Source organism: Streptomyces sp. NPDC054842 (assembly GCF_053611025.1).
On record NZ_JBSGZN010000010.1, the window covers coordinates 1 to 19596 of the forward strand.

The following is a 19596-nucleotide window of genomic DNA, read 5'->3' on the forward strand; positions in this document are numbered from 1 at the left end:
GGCGGCGTCCCCCCCCGGCCCCCCGGGGCCACGCGCCCAGCGGGGGGGGGGCGGCCCCGTGGACATCCCGGCCCCCCCCCCCGCTCCCGTGGGGGAGGTGCCTCAGGACAGCAGCTCCACCTCCGCCAGCGTCGCCTCGCCGGTCAGCACCAGGCGGTAGTGCGTGTACGAGCGCGGCGTCGCCACCGAGAACGCCCGGGTCTGCCGGTCCCACGTGAAGGACTCACCGGAGCGCTTGTCGAGCGTCGACCACTCGGTCCCGTCGGAGGAGCCCTGCAGGGTCCAGCCGGTCGGTGCCTTGGTGTGGTCCGCGGAGGTCAGCGTGTACTGAACTCCCTTGGTGCGCCCGGCGACCGGCAGCTCCACCGACGTCACGCTCGCGTTCGTCGCCGAGGTGTTGTCGAAGAGCGCGCCGTCGCCCTTGAGCGTGTCCGCGCGCGGCGAGGGCACCTCGTCGTCCTGCGTGACGGACACCGGCGCGTCCTTCTTGCCGGAGCCCCAGGCGGACGGCTTGGACCCCATGTCGAACTCCAGCACCCCGCCCTTGGCGATCAGCGAGTGCGGCAGGGAGGTCGACTTCCAGGTCTTGCCGTTGACCTTCAGACCCTGCACGTACACGTTCTTCGCGCTGTTCCTCGGCGCCTTGACCACCAGGTCACGGCCGTTCTCCAGGTGCACGGTGGCCTTGGTGAACAGCGGGGAGCCGACGGCGTACTCGCCGCTTCCCATCACCAGCGGGTAGAAGCCGAGCGAGGAGAAGAGGTACCAGGCCGACTGCTCGCCGTTGTCCTCGTCGCCGTGGTAGCCCTGGCCGATCTCGCTGCCGGTGTAGAGGCGGGAGAGCACCTCGCGGACGTTCTTCTGCGTCTTCCAGGGCTGGCCCGCCGCGTCGTACATGTAGTTGACGTGGTGCGCCACCTGGTTGGAGTGCCCGTACATGCCCATCCGGACGTCACGGGCCTCCGTCATCTCGTGGATGACCCCGCCGTACGAGCCGACGAACTCCGGCGAGGCCGTCTCCGGTGTCGCGAAGTAGGTGTCGAGCTTCTCCGCCAGACCGCCGCGCCCGCCGTACAGGTTGGCCAGACCCCGGCTGTCCTGGGGCGCGGTGAACGCGTAGCCCCAGCCGTTCGTCTCCGTGTAGTCGTAACCCCACACGCGCGGGTCGTACTTGGAGGACTCGACCCGCCAGTCGCCCTTGGCGTCCCGGCCCTGGAAGAAGCCGGCCTTCGAGTCGAAGAGGTTGACGTAGTCCTGGGCCCGGTTGAGGAAGTACGCGGACTCCTCCTTGTACTGCTTCTTGCCGGTCTTCTTGTAGAGGGCCTGGCCCATCTTCGCGATGCCGTAGTCGTTGAGGTAGCCCTCCAGCGCCCACGACAGGCCCTCGTGGGTGTCGGTGCTGGTGTAGCCGAGGAACGGCGAGGTCGCCATGCCCTTGCGGCCCACGCCGGAGGACGGCGGGACGACGGTGGCGTTCTTCACGGCCGCCTTGTACGCCGACTCCGCGTCGAAGTCGACGCCCTTCACGTACGCGTCCGCGAACGCCACGTCGGAGGACGTGCCGGTCATCAGGTCCGCGTAACCGGGCGAGGACCAGCGCGAGGTCCAGCCGCCGTCCTTGTACTGCTGGACGAACCCGTCGACCATCTCACCGGCCTGGCTCGGGGTCAGCAGCGAGTACGCCGGCCAGGTCGTCCGATAGGTGTCCCAGAACCCGTTGTTGACGTACACCTTGCCGTCGACGATCTTCGCGCCGGTGTGCGTCGGGGTGTCGGGGTTCGGCATCGCCGAGAACGGCGAGGCGTACTGGTACTTCGAACCGACCTTCTCGAAACCGGAGTTGGGGTACAGGTACAGCCGGTACAGGCTGGAGTACAGCGTGGTCAGCTGGTCGGGCGTGGCGCCCTGCACCTCGACCTTGCCGAGGATGCGGTCCCAGCTCTGCTGCGCCCGCGCCTTGACGTCCTGGAACGACGTGCCCTCCGGGATCTCCTGGCGCAGGTTGTCCTTGGCCTGGTCGACGCTGATGAGCGAGGTCGCCAGCCGCAGGGTGACCGAGCGGTCGGCGCCCGGCTTGAACTTCAGGTAGCCCTTGACGCCCGACGAACCGCCGTCCGTCACCGGCGCGTCGAAGGCGCCGTACACGAACAGCCGGGTGGCGCCGGTGGACAGCCCGGACTTCACGTCCGAGTAACCGGTGAACGTCCCGCTCTCCTTGTCGAGCGTGAGCCCGGCCTGGTCGGTGACGTTGTCGAAGACGACGCTCGCGTCGTCACCGGGGTAGGTGAAGCGCAGCGAGGCGGCGTGGTCGGTGGGCGCCATCTCCGCCTTCAGACCGTTCTCGAACGTGACCCCGTAGTAGTACGGGCGGGCCGTCTCGTTCTCGTGCTTGAACGGGAGCGCGCGGGCGGTGCGGCCGGTGTCGGGGGCGCCGGACGCGGCCGACGGCATCACCTGGAAGGTCTGCCGGTCGCCCATCCAGGGGCTCGGCTCGTGGCTCGCGCTGAACGCCTGGATGGTGGGCAGGTTGTCCGCGTTGTTCGAGCGGGCGTAGTCGTAGAGCCAGCTCAGCGAGCCCGCGTTGGTGACGGGCGTCCAGAAGTTGAAGCCGTGCGGCACGGCCGTCGCCGGGAAGTTGTTGCCGCGCGAGAAGCCGCCGCTGGAGTTGGTGCCGCGGGTGGTCAGCGCGTAGTCCGACAGGTGCGCCTTCGGCTTCTCGGGCGCGACGGCCTTCACGGCGATGTCGTCCACCCAGCCGCGGAACTTGGCCGGGCCCTTGGGGGAGTCGTAGGCGACGAGTATGCGGTCCACGGTGCGGCCCGCCGCGACGGAGCCGATCCGCGACCGTACGTCGTTCCACTGGTTGACGTACAGGACCTTCGAGGCGCCCTGGCCCTGCGGGGTCAGCGCGAACCCGTGCTGGTCGGTGGCGTGGAGGCCGCTCAGCCGGGTGCCGTCGGTGAAGACCAGGTCCACCGACACGTTCGTGGCGTCGTAGTCCCGGTCGCCGTCCGCCATCGAGGGGAAGATCCGGTACGACAGCTCGGTGTCGCGGCCCACCGCGACGTTCACGTCGAAGACCTTGTTGTACGAGTAGGCGCGGCCCTCGGGCTTGTGCGTGCCCGCGTAGCGCAGGGCGCGCTTGCCCGTGAAGCCGGCGCCCGCCTTGGCCGTGGGGGAGCCGCTGGGGCCCCGGTCGACCAGCGAGAGCATGTCCTTGGGCGCCGGGTCGTCGCTGCCGCCGACGGAGAACTGGAGATCGGAGAGCTGCGTGGCGTCCGAGGCGCCGTTGTTCTTCGTGACCTGCCACCGGAAGTGCTGGTACTCGGCCGGCGCCGCCAGGTCGTAGGACTTGGTCTGGAACCGCGCGGAGAAGGTCTCGCCGGTGCGGCTGTCGAGGTCCTTCCAGTCCTTGCCGTCCGTCGAGCCCTGGAGCGTCCAGTCCTTGGGGTCGCGTTCGTCGTGGTCGTTGGCGGACGTCAGCGCGTACGTGACGAGCTTGACGGGGGCGTCCAGGTCGAACTCGACCCAGCCGGTGGACGCGAAGGTGAGCCACTTGGTGCTGGACTCACCGTCGACCAGGTTCTCCTTCACCTCGCCGCTGCCCGCGTTCTCGCCGCTGGCGCGCAGATCCGTGACGTGGTCGGAGACGTTGCCGGGGATGCCGCTGCTGTAGCCGCCGTCCACTCCGGAGGCGTTTTTCGTACCGTCCGCAGCGGTATCGACCGTATTCAGCCAGTCCGGTGCGGGATCACCTGTTTCGAAGGAGGAGGCGAACTCCTGGTCCGCTGCCGCCTTTTCGGCCGGCCGCGCGAAGGCGGCGCCCTGTGAGGCCACCACCAGAGCGAAGGCGGCCGTCGCGACGACCGCCGAAGAACCCCGTCTGAGCCGAGCTCTCTGCATGCGTGAGTACCCTCCCTGCGCTTTGGACAACGTTGTCAAAATCGCTGCGCAAGGACCAGTAGGGAGTCAAGTTGCCAGGGATGTCAAGGGTGTTGGATGTGGCATTCGGGCCGGATGTCAAGGATTTCTCTCGGAGGGAGTGCCGGAGCGCCCCATATTTCCGGGAGGTCTCAACTCGGAAAAGACCCACGGGCAAACCTGCATTCGATCTTGCTCCCCTGGCGGGAAGTGGACTATACCTGTCGGCGTCTGGTCCACCGTCTCCGATGGTGGGGGACACAGGCAGGACCCGGGGGGAATCGTGATGTCACGGACCGCGCCCAGCGCGCGCAATGCCGTGCCGTCCGGCTGAATCCCCCACGCACGACCCCAGCTTCACCACACCGCGGTGCCGGGGAGGATCCGGTTCACCGCCTGAGTCCTGGAGAAGGCGAGGACTTGAGCATGGGATCCACTTCCGCCGAGAACAGCAACACCGAGGGTGTCGGCCGCCGCGATCTGATCAAGCGGTCCGCCGCGCTCGGCTTGATCACCGTCCCCACGATGGGCTTCTTGTCCGCGTGTGCCAGCGGCGGAGGTGACGACAGCTCCGGCGACGAGAACAAGGGCAAGACCAGCAAGAAGAACCCCTTCGGCGTGCAAAAGGGCAGCAAGCTCGACGTCGTCGTCTTCAAGGGCGGTTACGGCGACGACTACGCGAAGGCGTGGGAAGCCGCGTTCGACAAGAAATGGGGCACCAAGAGCGCCCACACCGGCACCCAGGAGATCACCGGAAAGCTCCAGCCGCGCTTCAACAACAACACCCCGCCGGACATCGTCGACGACTCCGGCGCCCAGCAGATCAAGCTGGACGTGCTCTACAAGAACGACCAGCTCCTCGACCTCGCCGAGGTGCTCGACGCGCCGTCCATCGACGACCCGTCCAAGAAGGTCCGCGACACCCTCATCCCCGGCACGCTCGACCCGGGCCTGCAGGGCGGCAAGGTGGTCGCCCTCAACTACATCTACACGGTGTGGGGCCTGTGGTACTCCGGCAAGCTCTTCAAGGAGAAGGGCTGGGAGCCGCCGAAGACCTGGGACGACTTCCTCGCCGTCTGCAAGGACGCCAAGTCGCAGGGCATCGGCGGACTCGCGCACCAGGGCAAGTACCCGTACTACATCAACGTCGCCATCATGGACCTGATCGCCAAGAAGGGCGGTCTGGACGCCATGAAGGCGATCGACAACCTCGACCCCAAGGCGTTCGTCGGCAGCGACGCGGCGCAGGCGGCCATCGAGGCGATCTACGAGATCGTCGAGAAGGGCTACCTGATGCCGGGCACCAACGGCCTCACCCACACCGAGTCGCAGACCCGGTGGAACCAGTACAAGGCCGCCTTCATCACCTCCGGCTCCTGGCTGGAGAACGAGCAGCTCAAGCAGACGCCGGACGACTTCGACATGAAGTTCCTGCCGATGCCGGTGCTGCCGGACAGCGCGCTGCCCTTCGAGGCGATCCGGGCCGGCTCGGGCGAGCCCTTCATCATCCCGAAGAAGGCCGGAAACCTGCCGGGCGCCAAGGAGTTCATGCGGTCCATGCTCTCCAAGGAGTGGTCGACGGTCTTCGCCCAGAAGGCGAACTCCCTCACCATCCTCAAGGACGGCGTGGCCGACGGCGTGCAGCTGCGCCCCGGTACGCAGTCCACCGTCGAGGCGTCGAAGGCGGCGGGTGACAACACCTTCAATTACCTGTACATCAACTGGTACAGCGAGATGGGCACCGCCATCGAGAACGCGTCCAACGAGCTGATGTCCAAGCGCATTCAGCCCAAGGAATGGCTGAAGCGGGCCCAGCAGGCGGTCGACAAGGCGGCCAAGGACCCGGAGTCCAAGAAGAACCACCGCGACTGATCACGCTCACCCGGAACACCAGGGGCAGGATGCCATGCGAAAAGGGCAGTACCGGTTCGTCGCGGGGTTTCTCCTCGCACCATTGGCTCTGTATCTGATCTTCGTGATCTGGCCGTACATACAGACCATCGGCTACTCCTTCACCGACTGGAAGGGCCAGTCGCAGACGTTCAGTTTCGTCGGTCTGGACAATTACAAGACCCTGTTCCAGGACGACGTCTTCCTCGGAGCGATCTGGCACAACATCCTGTTCCTGCTGTTCATCCCGGTCGTCACCATCCTGCTCGCCCTCTTCTTCGCCTTCATGGTGAACGCGGGCGGGCGGGGCGGTGCCGGCGGAGTGCAGGGCGTGACGGGCTCGGGTTTCTACAAGATCGTCTATTTCTTCCCGCAGGTGCTCTCGCTGGCGATCCTCGCGGTGCTCTTCGGAGCGGTCTACCGCAGTGACGGCGGCGGCCTGCTCAACGGCGTCCTCATCAAACTCGGACTGGTCGACGCGAACAGTCCCGTCGAGTGGATGAACGAGCCGAACCTGGTGCTCTGGTGCCTGGTGGCGGTGGTCGTCTGGCACGGCGTCGGCTTCTACCTGGTGCTGTTCTCGGCGGCGATGCAGTCCATTCCGAGGGACATCTACGAGGCGGCGCTGCTGGACGGCGCCAAGCGCGCCCAGACCTTCTTCCGGGTCACGCTGCCGCTGCTCTGGGACACCGTGCAGACCGCCTGGGTCTACCTCGGCATCATCGCGATGGACATGTTCGTCCTGGTCTCCACGATGACCCAGGGAGCGGGCTACGGCGGCGGTCCCGACCACCACAGCGAAGTGATGTCCAACGTGATGATGCGCAACTTCCTGTACTACGGGAAGAGCGGCTACGCCTGCGCGATGGGCGTCATCATGCTCCTCCTCACCCTGGTCCTGTCCGTGGTCACGCTGCGCGCCACCCGCCGCGAGCGCATCGAGTTCTGAGCGGGAGAGAGAACATGAGCGCACCCATCAAGGAGCCGACCGCGGTCGGCGGCGGCATCCCCGGCCAGCGGTCGGTCGACAAGGCCCCGCCGCGCCCCGAAGGCCGGCGCGGCGAGGGAATCACCCTCAACGTCTTCTCGCACGGATTCCTCGCCCTGTGGGCCGTGCTGATCATCCTTCCGCTGATCTGGCTGGTCCTCGGGTCCTTCAAGACGGACGCGCAGATCGGCGGTTCGGCGCTCGGCTGGCCCACGAACTGGCAGTTCGACGTCTTCAGCAGGGCCTGGGACAAGGGCATCGGGGACTACTTCACGAACACGGTCATCGTGCTCGTGTTCTCGGTCCCGCTGACGATGCTGCTGGGCTCGATGGCGGCGTACGTGCTGGCCCGCTACGAGTTCCCGGGCAACCGGCTCATCTACTACTTCTTCGTCGGCGGGGCGATGTTCCCCGTGTTCCTGGCGCTCGTGCCGCTCTTCTTCATGGTGAAGCGGCTGGAGATGCTGAACACGTACCAGGGTCTGATCCTGGTCTACATCGCCTACTCGATGCCCTTCACCGTCTTCTTCATGCACGCCTTCTTCCGCACGCTGCCGCACGCGGTCTTCGAGGCGGCGGTCCTGGACGGCGCCTCGCACACCCGGGCGTTCTTCCAGGTGATGCTGCCGATGGCCAAGCCGGGACTGCTGAGCGTGGGCATCTTCAACGTGCTCGGCCAGTGGAACCAGTACATCCTGCCGTCGGTCCTCATGCAGCCGCAGAGCGGCGGGGACCCGGAGCGGTACGTCCTCACCCAGGGCCTCATCCAGCTCCAGCAGCAGCAGGGGTACGCCACCGACCTGCCCGTCCTTTTCGCCGGCGTGACGATCGCGATGATCCCGATGCTGGTGGTCTACCTGTCCTTCCAGCGCCAGGTCCAGGCCGGCCTCACCTCGGCCACCCTCAAGTAGCCCCGGGCATCCAAGCGGTCCGGACCGCGTACGCGCCTGCGCCACCTCCCACGCGGGGGTGGCGTACGCGTGTCCGGGCGGTGACGGAGACGGAACGGTGATCGCTCGTCCCGATTTCCGTCAAGGACTTGACTGCGGTAACCCGTTCAGCGGAGCTTGGAGTTCACAACTTGTAAGTGACCCGGGTCCCGTTGATGTGGCCCGGGTCACACGGGCGGCATCGGCGCCGCCCGGCTGAGGGCAGGAGTGGATGAGTCGATGGAGACTCCGGGGTCGCAGTCGTCGCTGCACCGAGCAAATCTGGAGCGCGTCGTCCGTGCGGTGCGCCTTGCCGGGTCGCTCACGCAGGCGGAGATCGCGAGGACGACGGGCCTGTCCGCAGCGACGGTCTCCAACATCGTGCGTGAGCTCAAGGACGGCGGAACGGTCGAGGTCACGCCCACGTCGGCGGGGGGTCGCAGGGCGCGCAGCGTCTCGCTCAGCGGCGACGCCGGCATCGTCATCGGCGTGGACTTCGGGCACACGCATTTGCGCGTCGCGGTCGGGAATCTCGCCCATCAGGTGCTGGCCGAGGAGTCCGAGCCGCTCGACGTGGACGCGTCCGCCGCGCAGGGTTTCGACCGGGCCGAGGAGCTGGTCAGCCGCCTCATCGCGGCGACAGGAGTCGACCGGTCGAAGATCGCGGGCGTAGGTCTTGGCGTGCCCGGCCCGATCGACGTCGAGTCCGGCACGCTGGGGTCCACCTCGATCCTGCCCGGCTGGTCCGGCACCAGGCCCGCCGAGGAGCTGCGGGGGCGGCTCGGCGTGCCGGTGCACGTGGACAACGACGCGAACCTGGGGGCCCTGGGCGAGCTGGTGTGGGGCAGCGGACGCGGTGTGCGGGACCTGGCCTACATCAAGGTCGCGAGCGGTGTCGGCGCGGGACTGGTGATCAGCGGCAAGATCTATCGCGGCCCGGGTGGCACAGCGGGAGAAATCGGGCATATTACTCTTGATGAGTCCGGTCCGGTCTGTCGCTGCGGCAACCGCGGCTGTCTGGAGACCTTCGCGGCGGCGCGCTACGTGCTGCCGCTCCTCCAGTCCAGTCACGGCACCGATCTGAGCATGGAGGGCGTCGTCAGGCTGGCGCGGGACGGTGATCCGGGCTGCCGTCGGGTGATCGCCGACGTCGGCCGCCACATCGGGAGTGGAGTCGCGAATCTCTGCAATTTGCTGAACCCGAGCCGGGTGGTTCTCGGCGGCGATCTCGCCGAGGCCGGGGAGCTGGTTCTCGGGCCCATAAGGGAGTCTGTCGGCCGGTACGCGATCCCCAGCGCCGCGCGTCAACTCTCGGTGTTGCCAGGGGCCCTTGGGGGCCGTGCGGAGGTCCTCGGGGCACTCGCTCTCGCACTCAGCGAGATGGGTGATTCGACCCTTTTGGACGGATCTCTGACGGCCGTCACCCCTGCCTTCACTTAGAGAACGGATGGCACCGTTGCCATCTCGTTAAGGATTTACTTCTTGACGTCGCACGTGCGGCCGAGTTGACTTCCAGCCACCTCGGCCGCAACGTCGCGGCCTCGTCAGGGAGGTTTCTGAAGTGAACACGCGTATGCGTCGTGCCGCCGTTGCCGTCGCCGCTGGTGCGATGGCCGTTTCGCTGGCCGCTTGTGGCAGTGCGGACAAGGCCGACGGTGGAAGTGACAGCTCTAGCTCCGCCAAGAAGGGCGACGCGATCAAGGTCGGTCTGCTCCTCCCGGAGAACCAGACCGCGCGGTACGAGAAGTTCGACAAGCCCCTGATCGAGAAGAAGATCAAGGAGCTGACGAACAACAAGGGCGAGGTCGTCTACGCCAACGCCAAGCAGGACGCCAGCACGCAGAACCAGCAGGTCGACACGATGATCACCAACAAGGTGGACGTCCTCATCGTGGACGCTGTCGACTCCAAGGCGATCGCGAGCTCGGTGAAGAAGGCCGACGAGGCCGGCATCCCGGTCGTCGCGTACGACCGCCTCGCCGAGGGCCCGATCAAGGCCTACACCTCCTTCGACAACGAAGAGGTCGGCAAGACGCAGGGTGAGGCCCTCCTCAAGGCTCTTGGCGACAAGGCCAAGGACGGCAAGATCGTCATGATGAACGGGTCGGTCACCGACCCGAACGCCGCCCTCTTCAAGAAGGGCGCCCACTCCGTCCTCGACGGCAAGGTGAACGTCGGCAAGGAGTACGACACCAAGGAGTGGAAGCCGGAGAACGCCAACTCCAACATGGAGGGCGCCATCTCGGCTCTCGGCAAGAAGAACATCATCGGCGTCTACTCCGCCAACGACGGCATGGCCGGCGGTATCATCACCGCCCTCAAGTCCGCCGGCATCTCCGTCCCGGTCACCGGCCAGGACGCCGAGCTCGCGGGTGTGCAGCGCATCGTCGCCGGTACGCAGTACATGAGCGTCTACAAGCCGTACGCCCCGGAGGCCGACGCCGCCGCGGAGATGGCCGTCGCGCTCGCCCAGGGCAAGTCGCTCGACTCGGTCGCCAAGGACAAGGTCGACAGCCCCACCACCAAGCAGGTCCCGTCGGTGCTCGTCCCGGTCACCTCGCTGACCCAGGACAACATCAAGGACACCGTCATCAAGGACGGCGTCTACACGGTCCAGGACATCTGCACCTCCGCGTACGCGGCGGCCTGCAAGAAGATCGGCCTCGAGTAATCAGCCGATAGTCGCCGTTCCGGTACGGGAACCCACTCCGGGTTCCCGTACGGGACCCGCGTACTGAAGCTCCTCCGGCGCCCCGCATCCAACAGCCCCGCAAGCTAGGCGGGGCGCCGGACGGAACACCCCCCTCCACACACTTCTGCACAACCTCCCGCCGGGTCAGGCGGCGAAGGAGATGGTTCACGTGTCCGCTACGCCTGTTCTGGCGTTGCGCGGGGTCTCCAAGCGATTCGGTGCCGTCCAGGCGCTCACCGATGTAGAGCTTGAGGTCCACGCCGGTGAAGTGGTCGCCCTGGTGGGCGACAACGGCGCCGGAAAGTCCACGCTGGTGAAGACGATCGCCGGCGTGCATCCCATCGATGAGGGCGTCATCGAGTGGGACGGCAAGGCCGTCTCGATCAACAAGCCGCACGACGCCCAGAACCTGGGCGTGGCGACCGTCTACCAGGACCTCGCGCTGTGCGACAACATCGACGTGGTCGGCAACCTCTACCTGGGCCGTGAGCTGAAGAAGCGCGGCATCCTGGACGAGGTCGAGATGGAGCGCCGCTCCCGCGAGCTGCTGGACACGCTGTCCATCCGCATCCCCAGCGTCCGCATCCCGATCGCCTCGCTCTCCGGCGGTCAGCGCCAGACCGTGGCGATCGCCCGCTCGATGCTCGGTGAGCCCAAGCTCGTCATCCTCGACGAGCCCACCGCGGCCCTCGGCGTCGAGCAGACCGCCCAGGTCCTGGACCTGGTCGAGCGGCTGCGCGAGCGCGGCCACGCGGTCCTCCTCATCAGCCACAACATGGCGGACGTGAAGGCCGTGGCCGACAAGGTCGCCGTCCTGCGCCTCGGGCGCAACAACGGCGTCTTCGAGGTCAAGTCGACCTCGCAGGAAGAGATCATCTCCGCCATCACGGGCGCCACGGACAACGCCGTGACCCGTCGTGCGGCGCGCAGCAACGGGGAGGCTCAGAAGTGAGCATCGACAAGACCTCTGAGACCCCTGAAGAGCACGTGGTGGCGAACCCGGAGGCGGCCGCCAAGGCGGTCACCGTGGTCGACCCCCGGCTGCTCGTCCGCGAGCAGGGCCTCGCGGGCTACGTCACCGAGTTCAAGCGCAAGATGAAGTCCGGCGACCTGGGTTCCATCCCGGTCGTCATCGGTCTGATCATCATCTGGGCGATCTTCGCGAGCCTGAACTCGAACTTCCTCACCGCGGGCAACCTGTCCGACATCTCCGTCGCCATGGTCGGCACGGGCATGATCGCGGTCGGCATCGTCTTCGTGCTGCTGCTCGGCGAGATCGACCTGTCGGTCGGCTCGGTCTCCGGTGTCGCGGGCGCCTCCTTCGCGGTGCTCAACGTCACCCACGGCATGAACGAGTGGCTGGCCTTCGTGCTGGCCATCCTCACCGGCACCGTCGCGGGAGCCATCCACGGCTTCGTCTTCGCCCGGATCGGTGTGCCGGCCTTCGCGGTCACCCTGGCGGGTCTGCTGTTCTGGAACGGCTTCATGCTCCAGATCCTCGGCAGCAACGGCACCATCAACCTGGACAGCGAGGGCGTCGTCGCCAAGCTGACCAGCTACTACTTCACCGATGTGGCCGCCGCCTACGTCCTCGCGATCGCCGTGACGGCGGTGTACTTCCTGACCTCGTTCTTCGGCAACCGCCGTCGCGAGGCCGCGGGCGTGCCGTCCCAGCCGCTCAGCGAGATCATCGTGCGCACCGCGCTCCTGGCGGTCCTCGCGTTCGCCGTGGCGATCCTCTACAACCAGTACAAGGGCCTGCCGCTGGCCGTGGTGATCTTCATCGCGGTGCTGCTGCTCACGGACTTCGTCCTGCGCCGTACCTCCTACGGCCGCAAGGTCTTCGCGCTCGGCGGCAGCGTCGAGGCCTCCCGGCGTGCCGGTATCAACGTCGAGATGGTCCGGATCTCGGTCTTCGCGATCTCCGGCACCTTCGCGGCGATCGGCGGCCTGTTCATCGCCTCGAAGATCGCCTCCGCCAACCAGGGCGCCGGCGCCGGTGACCTGCTGATGAACGCCATCGCGGCGGCCGTCATCGGTGGCACCAGCCTCTTCGGCGGCCGCGGCCGCACCTGGAACGCGCTGCTCGGTGTCCTCGTGATCGTCTCGATCCAGTACGGCCTCGCCCTGGAGGGCATCGCCTCTCCGGTGCAGTACATGATCACCGGTGGCGTGCTGCTGGCGACCGTCGTCATCGACGCCGTCACCCGCAAGACCCAGAAGACCGCGGGCCGCGCCTAGCCGCTCCCGGCCTTTCCGGCCCCGGATCCCCCGGATCGAAGTGCCCGGCACCAATGGCGGTGCCGGGCACTTCCCTGTCCCCGTACCCCGGCGTCCCGCGTGGGAATGCTCGTACGAGAGGATTTACGCCCGTTCGCGTGACGTACAACGCATGGCCCGGGCACCGCCGCCAAAGGCGGAACATTAGACTCGACAGACCCGGCAAAGCTCGAACAGCTCTATTGCAAGGAGGCACGGGTGCCGCTGCTGACCCGCATCAGGGGACCGCGCGATCTGGACCGGCTCAGCCTGGAAGAGCTGACGCAGCTGGCCGAGGAGATCAGGACCTTCCTGGTCGAGGAGGTCTCCAAGACCGGCGGCCACCTCGGCCCGAACCTCGGTGTCGTCGAGCTGACCATCGCCCTGCACCGCGTCTTCGAGTCGCCGAAGGACAGGGTCCTGTGGGACACGGGCCACCAGTCCTACGTCCACAAACTGCTCACCGGCCGTCAGGACTTCTCCCGGCTGAAGATGAAGGGCGGCCTCTCCGGCTACCCCTCGCAGGCCGAGTCCGAGCACGACGTCATCGAGAACTCGCACGCCTCCACCGTCCTCGGCTGGGCCGACGGCCTCGCCAAGGCCAACCAGGTCCTGGAGCGGGACGACCACGTCGTGGCCGTCATCGGTGACGGCGCCCTCACCGGCGGCATGGCCTGGGAGGCGCTGAACAACATCGCCGACGCCAAGGACCGCCCGCTGGTCATCGTCGTCAACGACAACGAGCGCTCGTACGCGCCGACCATCGGCGGCCTCGCCAACCACCTGGCGACCCTGCGCACCACCGACGGCTACGAGCGCTTCCTGGCCCGCGGCAAGGACCTCCTGGAGCGCACCCCGGTCGTCGGCCGGCCCCTGTACGAGACCCTGCACGGCGCCAAGAAGGGCCTCAAGGACTTCATCGCCCCGCAGGGCATGTTCGAGGACCTGGGCCTGAAGTACGTCGGCCCGATCGACGGACACGACATCGAGGCCCTGGAGTCGGCGCTCGCCCGCGCCAAGCGCTTCGGCGGCCCCGTCATCGTGCACTGCCTCACCGAGAAGGGCCGCGGCTACCAGCCCGCCCTCCAGGACGAGGCCGACCGCTTCCACGCGGTCGGCAAGATCCACCCGGACACGGGCCTGCCGGTGGCCTCCTCCGGCGCGGACTGGACCTCGGTCTTCGGCGAGGAGATGGTCAAGCTCGGCCAGGAGCGCCAGGACGTCGTCGCCATCACCGCCGCGATGCTCCAGCCGGTCGGCCTCGACAAGTTCGCCAAGGCCTTCCCGAAGCGGGTGTACGACGTCGGCATCGCCGAGCAGCACGGCGCCGTCTCCGCGGCCGGCCTCGCCACCGGCGGACTGCACCCCGTCTTCGCCGTCTACGCCACCTTCCTCAACCGGGCCTTCGACCAGGTCCTGATGGACGTGGCCCTGCACAAGTGCGGCGTCACCTTCGTGCTGGACCGCGCGGGCGTCACCGGCACCGATGGCGCCTCCCACAACGGCATGTGGGACATGTCGATCCTCCAGGTCGTCCCGGGCCTGCGGCTGGCCGCCCCGCGCGACGCCGACCAGGTCCGCGCGCAGCTGCGCGAGGCCGTGGAGGTCGACGACGCGCCGACCGTGGTCCGCTTCTCCAAGGGCGCCGTCGGTCCCGCGGTGCCCGCCGTGGGCCGTGTCGGCGGCATGGACGTGCTCCGCGCGCCCGGCACCGACGCCCCCGACGTGCTGCTCGTCTCCGTCGGCGCCCTCGCCCCGATGTGCCTGGAGATCGCCGCCCTCCTCGACAAGCAGGGCATCTCCACGACCGTCGTCGACCCGCGCTGGGTCAAGCCCGTCGACGAGGCCATGGCCCCGCTCGCCGAGCAGCACCGCGTGGTCGTCACCGTCGAGGACAACTCCCGGGTCGGCGGCGTCGGCTCGACGATCGCGCAGGCCCTGCGGGACGCCGGTGTCGACGTGCCGCTGCGCGACTTCGGCATCCCGCCGCGCTTCCTCGACCACGCCTCCCGCAAGGAGGTCATGGCGGAGATCGGCCTGACCGCCCCGGACATCGCCCGCCAGGTCACCGGGCTCGTCGCGAAGCTGGACGGCCGCTTCGAGCGCACCTCCGCGCACGCCGTGGAGTCCGCGCGCGACTGACCCGCCGCTGCGCCATTGGGCCGGTTCCTCCTCCCTGTACGGGTGGTGGAACCGGCCCGTTCGCGTGAACCCGCCCGCGCCGGGGCATGCGGAGCTAAAACCCCCTCGGATCATGTCGAGGACGACGAGCGTGGGAGGTACACCCGTGAGCAGCACCCTCTTCAGAACGAAGAAGGTCGAACAGTCGATCTTGGACACTGAGGAGCCGGAGCACGCACTCAAGAAGTCGCTGTCCGCTCTGGATCTCACCGTGTTCGGCGTCGGTGTCATCATCGGCACCGGCATCTTCGTCCTCACCGGCACGGTCGCCAAGAACAACGCGGGTCCGGCCGTCGCCCTGGCCTTCGTCGTCGCCGGCGTCGTCTGCGCGCTGGCCGCGCTGTGCTACGCCGAGTTCGCGTCCACCGTCCCGGTGGCCGGATCGGCGTACACCTTCTCGTACGCCTCCCTGGGCGAACTGCCCGCCTGGATCATCGGCTGGGACCTCGTCCTGGAGTTCGCGCTCGGCACGGCGGTGGTCGCGGTCGGCTGGTCCGGCTACATCGCCTCGCTGCTCGACAACGCCGGCTGGCATCTGCCCGCCGCGCTCAGCGGCCGCGAGGGGGCCGACGGCTTCGGCTTCGACATCCTGGCCGCCGCCCTCGTGCTGGTGCTCACCGCCATCCTCGTGGTCGGCACGAAGCTCTCCGCGCGGGTCACCGCCGTCGTCGTCGCCATCAAGGTGACGGTCGTCATGGTCGTGATCATCGCGGGCGCCTTCTTCATCGAGGGCAAGAACTACGACCCCTTCATCCCGAAGGCCAAGCCCGTGGACGCGGGCAGCGGCCTCGACTCCCCGCTGATCCAGCTGATGTTCGGCTGGGCGCCCTCCAACTTCGGCGTGATGGGCATCTTCACGGCCGCCTCCGTCGTCTTCTTCGCCTTCATCGGCTTCGACGTCGTGGCCACCGCCGCCGAGGAGACCCGCAACCCGCAGCGCGACATGCCCCGCGGCATCATCGGCTCCCTCATCATCTGCACCGCCCTGTACGTCGCGGTGTCGATCGTCGTCACCGGCATGCAGAACTACAAGCAGCTGTCCGTGGACGCCCCGCTCGCCGACGCGTTCAAGGCCACCGGGCACCCGTGGTTCGCGGGCTTCATCAGCTTCGGCGCCGCCGTCGGCCTCACCACCGTCTGCATGATCCTGCTGCTCGGCCAGACCCGGGTGTTCTTCGCGATGAGCCGCGACGGGCTGCTGCCCCGCTTCTTCTCGCGCGTCCACCCCCGCTTCAAGACCCCGCACCGGCCGACCATCCTGCTCGGCGTGGTCATCGCGATCCTGGCCGGCTTCACCAGCCTGAGCGAACTGGCCGAGCTGGTGAACATCGGCACGCTGTTCGCCTTCGTCGTCGTCGCCATCGGCGTCATCATCCTGCGCCGTACGCGTCCCGACCTGCCCCGCTCCTTCCGCACCCCGCTGGTGCCGGTGCTGCCGATCGTGTCGGTGCTCGCCTCCCTGTGGCTGATGCTGAACCTGCCCGCCGAGACCTGGCTGCGGTTCGGCATCTGGATGGCGATCGGCTTCCTCGTGTACTTCCTGTACGGGCGCTCCCACAGCCGTCTCGGCCGGAGCGAGAAGGCCGCGGCGGCCGGCGCCGTGCCCCCGCCCGGCCGCACCACCGAGTGACCCGAACGATTCCCCGTCCGGCCCCGTATGTCCCGCCCAGGCGGGGCTGCGGGGCCGGATAGCGTGCACCGCATGCCCGCCGGCCCCCTCGCCCCCGCACGCCCCCTGCCCGCGCCCCGGCGGCTCGGGCGCCGCGCCTACTGGGGGCGGCTGCTGCCCGCGCTGGCGCTGCTGGCCTGCGCGACCCGCGTGCCCTCGTTCCTGCGGCCGCTGTGGAACCCGGACGAGGGGTTCCTCGCCGTACAGGCGCGGCTGCTGGCGGACGGCGGAGATCTGTACGGGACGGTCGTGGACCGCAAGCCGCCGCTGGTGCCCTGGCTCTACCAGGGCGCCTTCGCCGTCTTCGGCTCCGGGTCGCTGACCCCGGTACGGGTCCTCGCCGTCGCCGCGCAGCTGCTGACCGCGCTGCTCCTGGCGTCCCTGGCGCGGCGCCGGTGGGGCCCCGGGGCGGGCCGCACGGCGGGGACGCTGTACCTGCTGGTCTCGGTCGGGCTCAACCCCGAGGACGCGCAGGCCGCGACCTTCGAGGTGTTCATGCTGCCGTGCACGGCGGCGGCGATGTGGTGCGCCGACCGGCGCCGCTGGGGCGCGGCGGGAGCCGCCGTCGCCTGCGCGTTCCTGGTGAAGCAGACGGGTGGCGCGGTCCTGGTGCCGGTGCTGTGGCTGCTGTACCGGGACGGCGCCGGACGGGCCGCGGCACTGCGGGCGGCGGCCGGCGCGGTCTCGCCGGTGCTGGCCGCCGCGCTGCTCACCGGTCCGGCCGGCTTCCTGTTCTGGACCGTCACCGGCTCGGGCTCCTACGCGAGCCTCACCGGGTCGGGACCGCACGTGCTGGCACGGGGAGCGGTCAACGCCGCGATCCTCGCCGTGGCCTGCGTGGGGCTGATCCCGCCCGTCGTCCGCGCGCTGCGCCTCACCCGTACGGGCCCGGCGGAGCTGTGGCTGTGGCTGGGCGCCTCGGTCGCGGCGGTGTCCGCGGGGTTCCACTTCTTCGGCCACTACTACCTCCAGCTCCTCCCGCCGGTCGCGCTGCTGGCGACGGCGGCGCTCCAGGTCCTGCCGCGGGAGCGCCTGGTGACGGCGGTGCTGACGTCGGCCTGCTGCTGCGCGCTCTTCCTCGCCTGGGGCGCGCTGGCCCCCCGGTCCGACCTCGCGCACGCGCAGCGCCTCGCGGACACGGTGGCCGGCCGGACGGCGCCGGGCGACCGCGTCCTGGTGTGGGGCATACACCCGGAGGTCTACTGGCTCGCCCACCGCGAGCCCGCCAGCCGCTATCTGACGGCCGGTCTGCTCACCAACTACAGCGGCGGCCGCGACGGCCCCCGGGTGGGCGAGAGGTACGGCGTGGAGGGCACCTGGCCGGTCTTCCGCGAGGAGCTGGCCGCCCGTCCGCCGGCGCTGATCGTCGACGACTCGCGCGGCGGGCCGTACCGCCCGGAGCGGATGCCGTCACTGCGGCGCCTGCTGGCCGAGCGGTACGTGGCCGTCGGGGAGGTCTCCGGCGCGGTGCTCTACGTACCCGCCCGGGGACAGGGCTGACCGTTCCTCGCCCGTACCGCCGGTACCGCCGGTACCGCCGTACCGCCCGTACCGCCCGTACCGCCCGGGTCAGGGCCGGCCGTTCACCGCGCGGGGACCCACGACCTCCGCGCCGAGGACGGTCACGCGGTCCCGGAGTCCGCGGTCGGCGGTGACGACGAGGCGGGCGCGGCCGGGGGACGCCGACGCCAGCTCCACGATGCGGTCGTCGCCGCTGCCCGGGGCGTCCTCGACACGGACCCCGGGGACGGACTCCACGCCGCGGGCCGCGCCCTCCAGCACCAGGACGATCTCCAGCGGGCCGGGCCGGCCGGGCAGCCCGTGCTCCGCGAGGCCGGCGAGCCGGTCCCGCAGGCGTACGGCGGCGCCCCGCCGGTCGCGCCACCAGCCGTCGGGCACGGAGCCCACCACGTTCGCGCCGTCCACGATGAGCAGGGTCGTCCCGGTCGTCATGGGGCCAGCCTGCCAGAGAGCCCGCCGCCCGGGAGGCCCCGCCCGCACCCGCCGGAACCGCCGAATTAGAGTGAGCCTGTGTCGACGGTGGTGAACGGGGACTGGTTCCTGCGCGGGCGCGACGGCAGGCTGAGCGTGTACCTGCTGTCCGACGCCGCTGTCCTGTGCCGTGCCGAGCGCGGGCCCGGCGGCCCCTGGGACCCGGCGCGGGTCGTCGGCGGCGACCAGCGCCTGCATCCCGTGCTCGCCGTCGGCCAGGGTGCGGACGACTACGCCCATCTGGTGTCCTGGCGGCCGACGGTCCCCCGGGAATCGGGCCTCGTCCACTCCACGCACTTCCGCGCCCGTCTCGCGGCCCTGGACTGGGTCCCTCTCGGGCACCCGGACAGGACCGGCGACCGCACCGGCACCCCGGCCGTCGCCGTCGACGCGCAGGGCCGGGCCCATGTCTTCGTGCGCAACGAGGGCGGCGGGGTGAGCATGCTCGGTCAGAAGGAGAAGGGCGGCTGGGGCCCCTTCCGCGACCTCGGGGGCCAGGACGTCCACACCGGACTCGCGGCCGTGACGGGGGAGTCGGGCCGGGTCGAGCTGTACGCGTCCGCCCCCGGCGCGCTGCTGCACTGGCGGCAGGAGGAGCCGGGCGCCCAGCCGGTCCTGCACGAGACCGTGGAGGCCGCCGCACGGCCCGGCACGCTCCGCGCGCTGGCGACCTCCGCCGGGTCCACCTCGCTCTTCTACACGGACGAGTCGGGCGTGCTGTGCGTCTGGCGCCCGGGCACCGGTCCCGTCGAGCTGCTCGCCGCCGCCGGACCGGGGCCCGTGTCGGCCGTCCGCACCGAACTGGACGGCCACGACTGCACGTTGCTCGCCCAGATCGCCGCCGACGGCCGGGTCGCCTTCGCCGCCTATCCGACCGAGGAGGAGGCCGCCGGCGCCTGGTGGGCGCCCTCGGGCCCCCGGCTGCCCGACGGCTCCGTGGTGTCGCTGGCCACGGACGAGGAGGACCGCGTGGTCGCGGCGAGCCTCGCCCCGTCCGGCGAACTCCTCGTCACCCGCCGCAAGGACGAGCCGGGCCTCGCCCTGGAGGCGTGGCGGGCCGTCTGAACTCCCGCCA

The 19596-nt window shown here is 69.3% G+C and carries 13 protein-coding genes; 11 read left to right on the top strand and 2 right to left on the bottom strand.

Translation table 11 applies throughout. From position 1 onward, the window contains the following. Positions 1-102: 102 nt before the first annotated feature. Complete coding sequence (locus ACWGIS_RS10105; protein WP_453361919.1) at positions 103-3903, bottom strand: GH92 family glycosyl hydrolase; 3801 nt, start codon at positions 3901-3903, stop codon at positions 103-105. A gap of 444 nt (positions 3904-4347) precedes the next feature. On the opposite strand from ACWGIS_RS10105, the gene ngcE reads away from it, so the two are divergent. The 10 genes from ngcE to ACWGIS_RS10155 all read left to right on the top strand — a co-directional run bounded on the left by ngcE (position 4348) and on the right by ACWGIS_RS10155 (position 18029). After that, a complete protein-coding gene (ngcE, locus tag ACWGIS_RS10110) occupies positions 4348-5793 on the top strand; it encodes an N-acetylglucosamine/diacetylchitobiose ABC transporter substrate-binding protein (protein WP_453361920.1) in 1446 nt (481 codons plus the stop codon). Positions 5794-5827: 34 nt separating this feature from the next. Then, positions 5828-6760, top strand: a complete 933-nt coding sequence (locus ACWGIS_RS10115) for a carbohydrate ABC transporter permease (RefSeq protein WP_453361921.1) — start codon at positions 5828-5830, stop codon at positions 6758-6760. 14 nt (positions 6761-6774) lie between these two features. Continuing rightward, on the top strand, positions 6775-7710 hold the full coding sequence (locus tag ACWGIS_RS10120) for a carbohydrate ABC transporter permease (protein WP_453361922.1): 936 nt from the start codon (positions 6775-6777) through the stop codon (positions 7708-7710). Positions 7711-7968: 258 nt separating this feature from the next. Continuing rightward, entirely contained in the window at positions 7969-9168 is a 1200-nt protein-coding gene (locus ACWGIS_RS10125; RefSeq protein WP_453361923.1) for an ROK family transcriptional regulator, read from the top strand. A 133-nt stretch (positions 9169-9301) separates the two neighbouring features. Then, the gene (locus ACWGIS_RS10130) at positions 9302-10399 is read left to right on the top strand and encodes a substrate-binding domain-containing protein (protein WP_453362060.1); all 1098 of its coding nucleotides are present in this window, start codon (positions 9302-9304) and stop codon (positions 10397-10399) included. A gap of 181 nt (positions 10400-10580) precedes the next feature. Next, positions 10581-11372 (top strand): ATP-binding cassette domain-containing protein, encoded by a 792-nt coding sequence (locus ACWGIS_RS10135; RefSeq protein ID WP_453361924.1) that lies wholly within the window; start codon positions 10581-10583, stop codon positions 11370-11372. After that, positions 11369-12661 carry a sugar ABC transporter permease gene (locus tag ACWGIS_RS10140; RefSeq protein ID WP_453361925.1) on the top strand — a complete coding sequence of 431 codons (1293 nt, stop codon included), beginning with the start codon at positions 11369-11371 and terminating at the stop codon, positions 12659-12661. The genes ACWGIS_RS10135 and ACWGIS_RS10140 overlap by 4 nt, the downstream gene beginning before the upstream one ends. Positions 12662-12898: 237 nt before the next feature. Beyond that, positions 12899-14821 carry a 1-deoxy-D-xylulose-5-phosphate synthase gene (gene dxs, locus ACWGIS_RS10145; protein WP_453361926.1) on the top strand — a complete coding sequence of 641 codons (1923 nt, stop codon included), beginning with the start codon at positions 12899-12901 and terminating at the stop codon, positions 14819-14821. A gap of 145 nt (positions 14822-14966) precedes the next feature. Then, positions 14967-16490 (top strand): amino acid permease, encoded by a 1524-nt coding sequence (locus ACWGIS_RS10150; protein ID WP_453361927.1) that lies wholly within the window; start codon positions 14967-14969, stop codon positions 16488-16490. Positions 16491-16562: 72 nt separating this feature from the next. After that, the gene (locus ACWGIS_RS10155; RefSeq protein ID WP_453361928.1) at positions 16563-18029 is read left to right on the top strand and encodes an ArnT family glycosyltransferase; all 1467 of its coding nucleotides are present in this window, start codon (positions 16563-16565) and stop codon (positions 18027-18029) included. 69 nt (positions 18030-18098) lie between these two features. Here the strand turns inward: ACWGIS_RS10155 and ACWGIS_RS10160 are convergent, their stop codons facing one another. Then, the gene (locus tag ACWGIS_RS10160; RefSeq protein WP_453361929.1) at positions 18099-18482 is read right to left on the bottom strand and encodes an NTP pyrophosphohydrolase; all 384 of its coding nucleotides are present in this window, start codon (positions 18480-18482) and stop codon (positions 18099-18101) included. A 90-nt stretch (positions 18483-18572) separates the two neighbouring features. On the opposite strand from ACWGIS_RS10160, the gene ACWGIS_RS10165 reads away from it, so the two are divergent. Then, complete coding sequence (locus ACWGIS_RS10165) at positions 18573-19586, top strand: hypothetical protein (protein WP_453362061.1); 1014 nt, start codon at positions 18573-18575, stop codon at positions 19584-19586. Positions 19587-19596: the final 10 nt, after the last annotated feature.

What these genes read in the sequence shown, in the direction of transcription:
- ngcE (WP_453361920.1), top strand. Translation starts at nt 4,348, where the DNA reads ATGGGATCCACTTCCGCCGAGAACAGCAACACCGAGGGTGTCGGCCGC.
- ACWGIS_RS10135 (WP_453361924.1), top strand. Translation starts at nt 10,581, where the DNA reads ATGGTTCACGTGTCCGCTACGCCTGTTCTGGCGTTGCGCGGGGTCTCC.
- ACWGIS_RS10115 (WP_453361921.1), top strand. Translation starts at nt 5,828, where the DNA reads ATGCGAAAAGGGCAGTACCGGTTCGTCGCGGGGTTTCTCCTCGCACCA.
- ACWGIS_RS10160 (WP_453361929.1), bottom strand. Translation starts at nt 18,482, where the DNA reads ATGACGACCGGGACGACCCTGCTCATCGTGGACGGCGCGAACGTGGTG.
- ACWGIS_RS10130 (WP_453362060.1), top strand. Translation starts at nt 9,302, where the DNA reads ATGCGTCGTGCCGCCGTTGCCGTCGCCGCTGGTGCGATGGCCGTTTCG.
- ACWGIS_RS10155 (WP_453361928.1), top strand. Translation starts at nt 16,563, where the DNA reads ATGCCCGCCGGCCCCCTCGCCCCCGCACGCCCCCTGCCCGCGCCCCGG.
- ACWGIS_RS10105 (WP_453361919.1), bottom strand. Translation starts at nt 3,903, where the DNA reads ATGCAGAGAGCTCGGCTCAGACGGGGTTCTTCGGCGGTCGTCGCGACG.
- ACWGIS_RS10125 (WP_453361923.1), top strand. Translation starts at nt 7,969, where the DNA reads ATGGAGACTCCGGGGTCGCAGTCGTCGCTGCACCGAGCAAATCTGGAG.
- ACWGIS_RS10120 (WP_453361922.1), top strand. Translation starts at nt 6,775, where the DNA reads ATGAGCGCACCCATCAAGGAGCCGACCGCGGTCGGCGGCGGCATCCCC.